The 9918-nt window shown below is 43.5% G+C and carries 9 protein-coding genes; 7 read left to right on the top strand and 2 right to left on the bottom strand.

Annotation, left to right across the window (positions count from 1 at the left end; translation table 11 throughout):
- From H6G97_RS37850 to H6G97_RS37825, 6 genes are all read left to right on the top strand, one after another.
- A partial coding sequence (locus H6G97_RS37850; RefSeq protein WP_190945837.1) for a replicative DNA helicase occupies positions 1 to 882 on the top strand: 882 nt, incomplete at its 5' end.
- A gap of 52 nt (positions 883 to 934) precedes the next feature.
- Positions 935 to 2086: a DNA cytosine methyltransferase gene (locus H6G97_RS37845; RefSeq protein WP_190945836.1), complete on the top strand. Its 1152-nt coding sequence runs from the start codon at positions 935 to 937 to the stop codon at positions 2084 to 2086.
- The gene (locus H6G97_RS37840; RefSeq protein WP_190945835.1) at positions 2083 to 2574 is read left to right on the top strand and encodes a DUF1392 family protein; all 492 of its coding nucleotides are present in this window, start codon (positions 2083 to 2085) and stop codon (positions 2572 to 2574) included. Before H6G97_RS37845 ends, H6G97_RS37840 begins: the two co-directional genes overlap by 4 nt.
- Positions 2571 to 2792: a hypothetical protein gene (locus tag H6G97_RS37835; protein WP_190945834.1), complete on the top strand. Its 222-nt coding sequence runs from the start codon at positions 2571 to 2573 to the stop codon at positions 2790 to 2792. The genes H6G97_RS37840 and H6G97_RS37835 overlap by 4 nt, the downstream gene beginning before the upstream one ends.
- A complete protein-coding gene (locus H6G97_RS37830; RefSeq protein ID WP_190945833.1) occupies positions 2785 to 2946 on the top strand; it encodes a hypothetical protein in 162 nt (53 codons plus the stop codon). Before H6G97_RS37835 ends, H6G97_RS37830 begins: the two co-directional genes overlap by 8 nt.
- 330 nt (positions 2947 to 3276) lie before the next feature.
- Positions 3277 to 5679 (top strand): FG-GAP repeat protein, encoded by a 2403-nt coding sequence (locus H6G97_RS37825; RefSeq protein ID WP_190945832.1) that lies wholly within the window; start codon positions 3277 to 3279, stop codon positions 5677 to 5679.
- Positions 5680 to 6098: 419 nt separating this feature from the next.
- Here the strand turns inward: H6G97_RS37825 and H6G97_RS37820 are convergent, their stop codons facing one another.
- Both H6G97_RS37820 and H6G97_RS37815 read right to left on the bottom strand, forming a co-directional pair.
- Positions 6099 to 7088 (bottom strand): WD40 repeat domain-containing protein, encoded by a 990-nt coding sequence (locus H6G97_RS37820; RefSeq protein WP_242055831.1) that lies wholly within the window; start codon positions 7086 to 7088, stop codon positions 6099 to 6101.
- An 876-nt stretch (positions 7089 to 7964) separates the two neighbouring features.
- Positions 7965 to 8585 (bottom strand): FMN-dependent NADH-azoreductase, encoded by a 621-nt coding sequence (locus H6G97_RS37815; RefSeq protein WP_190945831.1) that lies wholly within the window; start codon positions 8583 to 8585, stop codon positions 7965 to 7967.
- A 1144-nt stretch (positions 8586 to 9729) separates the two neighbouring features.
- Between H6G97_RS37815 and H6G97_RS51960 the strand changes: the two genes are divergently transcribed.
- Positions 9730 to 9918, top strand: a 189-nt coding sequence (locus tag H6G97_RS51960; RefSeq protein WP_206759146.1) for a hypothetical protein, incomplete at its 3' end; no start/stop codon positions are given.

Raw genomic sequence — 9918 nt, 5'->3', positions numbered from 1 at the left:
AAAGTTTTCACTGTAACCCAAAATCAAAGCGATGAACGTTGCAAGGTTTTCTCAGCACAAGACATGGGCATTGAACTGTTCCAAAAGCTGGAGATGGGAAGTATGGCAGGCGATAAAGTTGGCTGGTATGACATCGAAAATATCACCGGTGGCATTTATCCTAGCAGCTTAGTTGTAGTGGCTGCTGAATCCCACATGGGGAAAACTCACTTTATGATTTCTTACGCTTACGAAATCATGACCAAACTTGGAAAACCAGTTCTGTATGTAACTCCAGAAATGGATAAGAATCAACTCAATGCCCGAATGCTAGCCCGAATCACAGGCGTAGACGCTTCCATGATTCAAACCAATACTCAGTGCTGCTGGGAGCAAATAGCACAGGGTATAGGGCAGATGGTGGAATTGCCTTGGAAAGTCTATGAGCATTCCTCCCCTACGACCGCAATGATTGCAAGTGCGGTGCGCCGTGCCATTGCCGAATTTGGTGGTTCTATTGGTGCTGTATTCATTGACTACTTGCAGCAGATCCCTCTGGAATCTGGGGGGAATATGGCCTTTGAAGTTGGCAAAATTACCCGCCAGATTCGGGACATTGCCAAGTCTCACAAAATCCCTGTTTTCTTGGGCTGTCAAATCAATCGGGGCAATCAAACTACGGCTGATAAACGCCCCAATCGTCATCTGTTACGTAATTCTGGTGAAATCTTTGAGGTTTGTGACCAGTTAATCATGCTTTACCGCAACTCCGTGTACAGCAATGACAGCAGCGATCGCACTATTGAGTTGATTGTTGAGAAAAACCGCCTTTACGGTAAGCTCGGCACTGCGACCATGTTGTGCGATTTATCCACATCGAAATTTTTGAACTTGGCGAGATAATTTGATGCGATGAACTTTTTTTAAGTTTTAGAGGTCGATATATGAAAGCGCTATGATTCGGACACTGCAACAACAGAGGGCAACTAGGGAAGATATTATCGCCTTTATCAAAAGAGCGAAATCCAAAAAGACATCACCAAAACTAGATATCTGCAATAATTTTGATAACACAAAAATAAAACCCACACTACCAGATGATGCACCGATCGCTGTAGTACTTTTCGCGGGTGGCGGCGGGATTGAAACGGGGATGGTTGAAGCCGGGATTCGTCCAGTTATTGCAGTGGAGTTTGACCCAAGCAAACCAGACTTGAGCAAAGCGATCGCCAAAACCCATCACCACAATTTTAGCGAGTATGGCTGTAGAATAATCCAGCTAACAGTGCAAGAAGTAGCACAGTCAGGATTCATAGGTTTTCCCCGCCGCCCCGATTACCTCCATGCCTCTCCGGTGTGTGCCAACTTCAGCCAAGCTCACACAGCCAAAGCGGGTAAGGGTATTGAAACGGCTGACGATCTTAGTGCAGCGATCGCAGTTGCAGAAGCCATCCGACAGTTGCAGCCACGGGTGTTTACGCTGGAGAATGTGCCGCGTTATCAGAACAGTCAGAGTTTTGCCATCATCTTGGATGCTTTGGAACAAGAGGGGTACTCGGTTACTTACAGCGTGGTCAAAATGGGCAAATTCGGACTGCCCCAGGCGCGGCGGCGGTTGGTCTTGATTGCAAACAAGGGTCTTCATGTTGCGCTACCTACGGGAGCTAAATCTTGTGGATGGTACGAGGCGATCGCCCATCTCATCCCCAGCATGACTGATTCCCAACTACTCCCCAAACAATGGCAAGCGGTAGAACAATTTCTGATAGCTAACGAACCAACGCCATTGCTACTAGAGAGGGTTGGAGGGCGCAACGGAATGAAGTATAAGCCTGGGCATCTACCCTGCAATACCATTCTGCGATCGCATTTTACAGATCACAAAGGTTGCAACCGAAGCAAATTCGCTGATATCTGGTTGCCGGATGGGATAGTTAAATCTTTGTCTATTGAAGGGACTGCAATTTTACAAGGGTTTCCCATCTGGTACGAATTCCCCAACGAGACTGCTACGGCTGGGTCGATTATCGGCTATTCTGTCCCTCCCAGTTTCGCAACACAACTATTTATATCTGCACAGAGTAAATTATTAGGAGCGACTGTATGACTAACCTTGTCCAAAACTTAGAACAGTGCTGGTACACCTCTCCACCTTGGGGTCAACAAATCCCGCCCGTGCTAGTCAGCCTGTTAGAACGAGTCTATATTAAATCTGCCAAAGCTCTTGGTTCTTGCACTGGTGTGGAGTGGTCAGAACATGGCTGGAAATACGAAATCTTCGTTTGTAATACCAATATTACTGCTTTGGGAAGTGAACTTATTGGTACGGGTAATTTGCAATTGGAAGCGTTCCGTCAGGTTGCCGCAGGCATCGCTAAACCTGTGTTCCGACTTGGTGAGTTAGTTGAGTTTCGGTTTCACGGTGATGGGCCTCCGATTCGTATTGTCCAGGGAATTCAACTAATCAACGATGCGTGGTTTTACAGTGTGGAATGGATGTCTCCCAGCATCTCTGAAAAGGGTGACGAGGTTTTTACCTCTAAAGATTCCATCGCACGGGTGGCTGATTATGACTTGGAGCGGGTGCGATTATGACAGTCTACGCCCCATTTTACCGTGGCGAAATCCAAGGCGAGGCTGTTTCAATCTCAGCTGTACCTCTCAAAAATTGGAAAGGCAAACACCTTCCACTATTCGCGCCAACTCCAGAACTGCTCAAGTGGGGGAAAGCCTCTACCCAAGATGCCGAAGCTGAAAAAAGAGTCCGAGCGTTGGTTTCTGCTGGTTCTTCAGGAGCGGCAGCAGTTGATTGAGCTTTGGGTACGGAAACAGCAGCAGGCCAGCGCAGATATTACCTTGTTGTGTTCCCTTAAAAATCAGGGATTTCTGCCACAGGTATATCGTCGGGCGGAAGGCGATCAGGCGATGGCTACCAGAATTGTGGGGTGGGGAAGTTGCAACAGCTAATCAAATGTCCACAATTGGATCACAAAATGATTCTAGACTTACACAATTAAGTAATGGTATCGGTTAGACCAATACCTTAACTACTACTGATATACTTATTAAAAAATCTTACACTTGTAGTGCTACTGAGTCAACCACGTCACAATTTAACCAACAGTGATACCAATAAAATTCTCCATATATCAAGCATTCAGAACTTTTCTGCACCACTAAGGCTGTTCCACATAAAAGTTTTAAATTTCATTGTGTAGACCGTTCACTGTCAACAGCTATTTTAACTTCTTCTGAAATTGTTTAAATTTTTAGTTGTAGAAACAAAAGGACAAACTCATGGCAAATTCAGTTTTTAATTTATCTGACCTCAATGGCACTAACGGTTTTACCATCAACAGTATCAATAGTATCTTCTTAGGCAGGTCTGTCAGCAGTGCGGGAGACATCAACAGCGACGGTCTTGACGACTTGATTATCGGAGCACCTAATCCCAACTTCAACGGCATAGTAGCAGGGAAAAGCTACGTGGTGTTTGGGAGCCAAGGGAGTTTTGATGCCATCTTTGACCTTTCTACTCTCAATGGTACTAATGGCTTTGTCATCAATGGCATCAATGGAAATGACAACTCAGGTTTCTCTGTGAGCAGTGCAGGAGACATCAACGGCGATGGTATCGACGACCTAATTATCGGGGCATACTTTGCCGACCCCAACGGCGATGCTTCAGGGCAAAGCTACGTAGTGTTTGGCAGCAAAAAAGATTTTGATGCTAGCTTTGATCTCTCCACCCTCAACGGTACTAATGGCTTTGCCATCAACGGCATTAATACAGATGACCAGTCAGGCAGGTCTGTCAGCAGTACAGGAGATATCAACGGTGACGGTCTTGACGACCTGATTATTGGCGCACAGAATGCCTCCCCCAACGGCTTTTTGTCAGGGCAGAGCTACATAGTGTTTGGCAGCAAGAAGAATTTTGGTGCCAGCTTTGACCTCTCCACCCTCAATGGTACTAATGGCTTTACCATCAACGGCATCAATTCACGTGACTACTTAGGTTTTTCTGTCAGCAGCGTAGGAGACATCAACGGTGACGGTCTTGACGACCTAATTATCGGGGCACTTGGTGTCAGTAATAGGTCAGGGCAGAGCTACGTGGTGTTTGGGAGCAAGGGAGGTTTTGCTGCCAACTTTGACCTCTCCACTCTCAACGGCACTAATGGCTTTGCCATCAATGGCATTAAGGAATTTGACGAATCAGGCAAGTCTGTCAGCAGTGCGGGAGACATCAACGGTGATGGTCTTGACGACTTGATTATCGGGGCATCTCGTGCTTCTAACATCGCAGAAGGGCAGAGCTACGTAGTGTTTGGTAGCAGGGAAAGTTTTGGTGCCAGCTTTGACCTCTCTACCCTCAACGGTACTAATGGTTTTGCCATCAATGGCATCAGTGAATTTGACTACTCAGGTAACTCTGTCAGCAGTGCAGGAGACATCAATGGCGACGGTTTTGACGACCTAATCATTGGGACGCCCTATGCTGACTCCAACGGTATCTTCAACTCAGGGCAGAGCTACGTAGTGTTTGGTAACAAGAGAAGTTTTGATGCCAGTTTTGACCTCTCCACCCTCAATGGCAGTAATGGTTTTGTCATCAACGGCATCAACGAAGTTGACTTCTCAGGCCGGTCTGTCAGCAGTGCAGGAGACATCAACGGTGACGGTCTTGACGACCTGATTATCGGAGCAAACCAAGCCTCCGACTCCTCAGGGCAGAGTTACGCGTTGTTTGGCAACCGCGCCCCTATTCTTGACCTCAACGGCAACTCTTCAGGAGTTGATTTTAGCACTACTTTTAGCAGCACTTCCGTCTCCATCCTTAATCGCAACTTCACCCTCAGCGACAATAACACTACCTTAGCTGGCGCTACCATCACCATCACCAATCTCTTGAATGGCACAGCCGAAAGTCTCAATGCCACTGCTATTGGTAATATAACTGCTACTTATAATGCCACCACAGGCACTCTCACCCTCAACGGCACGGATACCATTGCCAATTACCGAAAAGTCCTTAATAGCCTTACTTACAACAATACAGCTGCTTCTGTTAACACTACTAACCGAGTAATTGAGTTTGTTGTTAATGACGGACAAGCTTTCAGTAACACCAGTGCAGTAGCAACCACTACCTTAAGTTTTGTTGATAAATTCATTACCGGAACTCTGGGTACAGATATTCTTATCGGCACGCCTAACAATAACATCATCAACGAAAAAGCTGGTAATGACAAAATCAATGGCTTGAGTGGCAACGACTTGCTACGAGGTGGCGCTGGCAATGATATTCTCATCGGCGGTGCTGATAATGATACCCTTGTCGGTGGTGCGGGTGCTGACAAGTTCCTTTACAATACCAATACTGCCTTTGCTAGTTCTGCTATTGGTGTAGATGCCATCGCTGACTTTAACCACTCCCAAGGTGACAAGATAATCTTAGATAAGACTACCTTTAACGCAATTACTTCTACTCCAGGAACAGGTTTTAGTAACGTTAATGATTTTAAAATAAATTCTTTAGCCGCGACTAGCACGGCAAAGGTTGTCTACGATTCTGTGAGTGGACAGTTGTTCTACAACCCTCACGGCAGCACGGCTGGTTTTAGCAGTAGTAGTCTATTTGCAACTCTAACTGGTGCGCCAACCCTGACGGCATCAAATTTTGTATTGCAAGCATAATTCGGAATTTTTAACATTGAACAAATTATTACAGCAGTGGATAAAGCGCTATATCAGGCAAAGGCAGCAGGACACGATTGTTTTAAGCACAATAACTTACTACTTAATATGCAAACTCCCCGCAATCTACCAGTTTTTAGGAACAAAATATTAACCCTATTTTGTCACTTTCGGAAAACAATAATCGAAGCAAGATTCTGAAACTTTGATTGAGCCAAGCTTTGAACCTTTATTTTCTAACAGTAACTAAAATTTATAGCCAAAATCTGAAAACTAAAACTGCGGAGGGCTTACAGGGATTAGCTTCTCTCAGATTGGCAAAACAGGACTAAGAAAGAGTACTGTTGAGATCAAAGTAGATTTATTTTGGTATATCTTTAAGTTTTTTAAATCCTTTGGTTGGTAACTTAATCATTCAGTCATTGGCAACCACGAGATAACAAAACCTCTAAATCGTCAATTTGCCACACCCTCGCCGTATTGTCAGAACTAGTCGTGACAATGTGTTTTCCATCCGAACTAAAACTGGCGCTATTAACTCTATCGGTATGCCCAATGAGTTCTGCAATCAGTTTACCTGTTATGTTCCACACCCTCGCGGTATTGTCAAAATTAGCCGTGACAATGTGTTTTCCATCTGGACTAAAACTGGCGCTTTTAACAGAACTTTTATGCCCAATGAGTTCTGCAATTAGTTTACCTGTTGTGTCCCACACTCTCGCTGTATTGTCAGAACTAGCCGTGACAATGCGTTTTCCATCTGAACTAAAACTGGCGCTAACAACAGAACCATTATGCCCAATGAGTTCTGCAATTAGTTTACCTGTTATGTCCCAGATCCTCGCTATCTTGTCACCAGATGCAGTGACAATACGTTCTCCATCAGGACTAAAACTGGCGCTTCTAACAGAACCAGTACGCCTAGTGAGCTCTACAATTAGTTTACCTGTTGTTTCCCACACTTTGGCTGTATTGTCATCACTTGCCGTAACAATGCGTTTTCCATCTGGACTAAAACTGGCGCTATTAACAGAACTTTTATGCCCAATGAGCTGATTCTGTTCGTGAATATTGTCAAGAATTGTTTGTAAAGTTATCTCTGAACTTGCTGCTGGATATTTTTTTAATGGACAACCATCTTTTACTATTTCTTGTAATTCTTGTCCAGCTTGCATGGCTAATAATGCTTCAATTTCAAGAAATTGAAAGTTTTGTAAAGCTGTAACTCCAATTCGTTCTATTCTTGTACCTGCCTGTGCTTCTTGATTTTGATAATATGCACCCTTTGCAACCAAAGCGGCAATTCCGGTTAAAATGAACAATGCTAACTGTTGTAGCAATACCTGCGGCACAGTTCGCGAACGCTCGTCAGGAGTGTGTTCATTTTCTGGCTGATGCTGTGTACTCATACAATTTCAATCAAAAGAGGGGAAAGGGGAAAAGGAACCAATTATATCAATTGATCGCTTACGTTAGGCGCACTTTCACAAAAATACTCTACCGAGTTATTCACATCAATAGAGTATATATAATTACTATGGTCATCTTTTAGCAGCCTTCAGTTTATACTTTGATAACTATTTATACCTCTGTACAAGTACTGCAAATCTTGCTTACAGTGATCGCATGAAGGATTGCATGAGGGCAATCACTTTTTAACCCCAGCCTGAAGAAAAAGCGCATTTTGGGTTGGCAGACTATTAGTGGCGGATTCTACCGTGCCTATTGTGATATTCAAAAATTACTTTAGCTAGATAGTGCTGCTAACTCATGTTTTTGAGATTTTTAGCCACATCATAAAAATTAGAACAGCTAAAGTTTTTTAGCTGTTCTAGATTAGTGTGTTCCTTTATCAACAGCTTAATATATGGTTATTATGATGTCCTCGGTTTACAAAAGTATAAAATCCATCTATTCCAATACTGTTGCCAAGCATAGCAATTCAAAACAATGGTCAGGTTTACTGGAAGCTAACAAATGCTTAAAAAATCAAAGCCTCATTTTGCCCCGACTCCTGCCCGAAACTTGATTTTTCGCCATGATTTTGATCACTAATCGTTGTTCTAGTCATATTTTGGGAACAAATTGGACACATTTGCCCTTCAGCATGAATGCACCATCACCTCAAGGTGAGCAATCGTAAGCTGTGGAAGCGCAGTTGTGGTAAGGGCAGTTTCGGAGGCGGGGGCGGCAAGAAGCGATCTAAATAAGCGGCGTAGACAAGCTCAAAATCACCGCCAAGATATCTCGCCCGTCCGCTTCATCAACTTATTAGCTGGCTGGCACTACCAACTATTAACTAATTCTTGAATTTCAGATTGTGCTTCGTCTAACCCTCGTTTCCGTGCCTCGTCTCCCATATCTAAACCATTGGCATGAATGAACTGAATATCAGTCACACCCATGAATTGAAAAGCATACCGGAGTGCAGGTTCCTGACAATCCCATCCTTCATAAGGAGAACCTGCTCCATATTCAACGCCTCGTGATGTAATGAACAACACTTTTTTACCGTTTGCAAGTCCTTTGACTTGACCATCCTCCTCCGTGAATGTGCGACCCACACGAATCACTTGATCAATGTATCCTTTGAAGTTGGACGGAATGCTGAAGTTGTACATCGGCACGCTGAACACACACCGATCAGCCGCTAAAAACTCATCCACCAACTCATCGGAAAACTTCAGCACTTCAGTCATTTCTGAAGTCACTGCTTCTGGTGGAGTAAAACAAGCCACAATCCAATCTTCGGTGACGTGAGGAACTGGCGTTTGCCTTAAATCACGATAGCTAATCACATCATCAGGATGTCGGTCTTGCCACGCAGCAATAAACTCCTTGGCTAATTTACGAGATTTGGAGCGATCGCCCCGTGGACTTGAATCAATATGCAGAATGTTTCCCATAGTCCCTCAACCAAAAATTTCATTTGCCAACTAGAACACCGATTCACTAATCGCCTTGTCGGTCTAAAAGCTTTATTCATCAGCTATTATTCAGACCTTGTATTCCTTTCTATACGACTTAAAAGGTCAATTATTGCTATTAAAGCTGCTGTCAGAATATATATAATAATACAGGGGATAATTAAATAAACTAAAGGCAAGAGAATAAATATATTACCTCCACCAAAACTTAAAGCTCGCCCAAATATTGAAAATATTATAAGGAAAACAATGGCTACAATAAAAAAGCCAACAACCTGAAGAATCTTGAGTGTAGTAACTAATCTAGTGTACAGTCTATTGTCGTTATATCTGTTGGATAATTGATTGTTGCTCATAAGTACACCATTTTTAATAAATTAGTTTGTGTATTAGAGAATGTTTAAAAAGTCATCAAATGTGTGTTTAACTACGCTGGCTACTGAGAAACTGTCACGAGAGAATCGGAGTTTTGGGATTTGAGATCGCGCCTCTAAGTCGCACTTGAGGCTTAAGCCGACCCTTTTCAAACAACCTTTAAGGATAAAAACGCAGCTTACGTTGCCAAGTCTGCTGAATCTTTGCCATTGCTTAAATCCCTGTACTAGGAGTTTTACTGGTGATGAAGGCTTATGCTTGCTACATTTGAGGCTAACGCTTTTACGGACTCTACCGCAATATTGCGCTTACAGCGACTAAACAACGCACTGCACGTATAATTCGATTGTTGGCAGTGGATGCAAACTGTATTTTGCCCACCTATATAAAAAACTGCCCTGGGTCATGGCCAGAGCAGCGTTTCTCTTAAGGGGGAATTAAATAAAGGACTTTTAAAATCTTGTCCCTGCTTTACATATAATTCGTTCGCTATGTAATACTCTTCAGTTCAAGTTTTGTACTTTATGCAAAAAGAACGAAAAACCTTTAAAGCTTTACTATACAAGGATTAGACGCAATCAACCAAACCCAATACAACACCCTTGGCTGAATGCGTGTTAACCAATGGTTATCAAAATTTGGTCAAACATAAATCCACTGGGCAGGGAAACAACAGCTTTTCGTGTGCAGATATTACCTTGTTGTGTTCCCTTGAAGACTGGGGATTTCTGCCACCGGTACATCGCCCTTGCAGGAAGCGGTTGAGCGTTCGTCTTTGACGTTGCCGGAGGCATCGCTACCAGAATTCTGGGGTGGGGAAGTTGGGTTAGTGACTGACCAAATGTCCACAAATAGGACACAAAATGATTCTAAACTTGCACAATTAAGTAATGGTATCGGTCAGCCCGATACCTTAACTACTACTATACTTGTTGAA

The organism is Nostoc flagelliforme FACHB-838 (assembly GCF_014698065.1).
Taxonomy (GTDB): domain Bacteria; phylum Cyanobacteriota; class Cyanobacteriia; order Cyanobacteriales; family Nostocaceae; genus Nostoc; species Nostoc flagelliforme_B.
This window is presented reverse-complemented; position numbering and strand designations above follow the sequence as displayed.

Bases quoted from the DNA above. Each gene is read 5' to 3' on its own strand.
- H6G97_RS37845 (WP_190945836.1), top strand. From the start codon at position 935: ATGATTCGGACACTGCAACAACAGAGGGCAACTAGGGAAGATATTATC.
- H6G97_RS37840 (WP_190945835.1), top strand. From the start codon at position 2,083: ATGACTAACCTTGTCCAAAACTTAGAACAGTGCTGGTACACCTCTCCA.
- H6G97_RS37835 (WP_190945834.1), top strand. From the start codon at position 2,571: ATGACAGTCTACGCCCCATTTTACCGTGGCGAAATCCAAGGCGAGGCT.
- H6G97_RS37825 (WP_190945832.1), top strand. From the start codon at position 3,277: ATGGCAAATTCAGTTTTTAATTTATCTGACCTCAATGGCACTAACGGT.
- H6G97_RS37820 (WP_242055831.1), bottom strand. From the start codon at position 7,088: ATGAGTACACAGCATCAGCCAGAAAATGAACACACTCCTGACGAGCGT.
- H6G97_RS37815 (WP_190945831.1), bottom strand. From the start codon at position 8,585: ATGGGAAACATTCTGCATATTGATTCAAGTCCACGGGGCGATCGCTCC.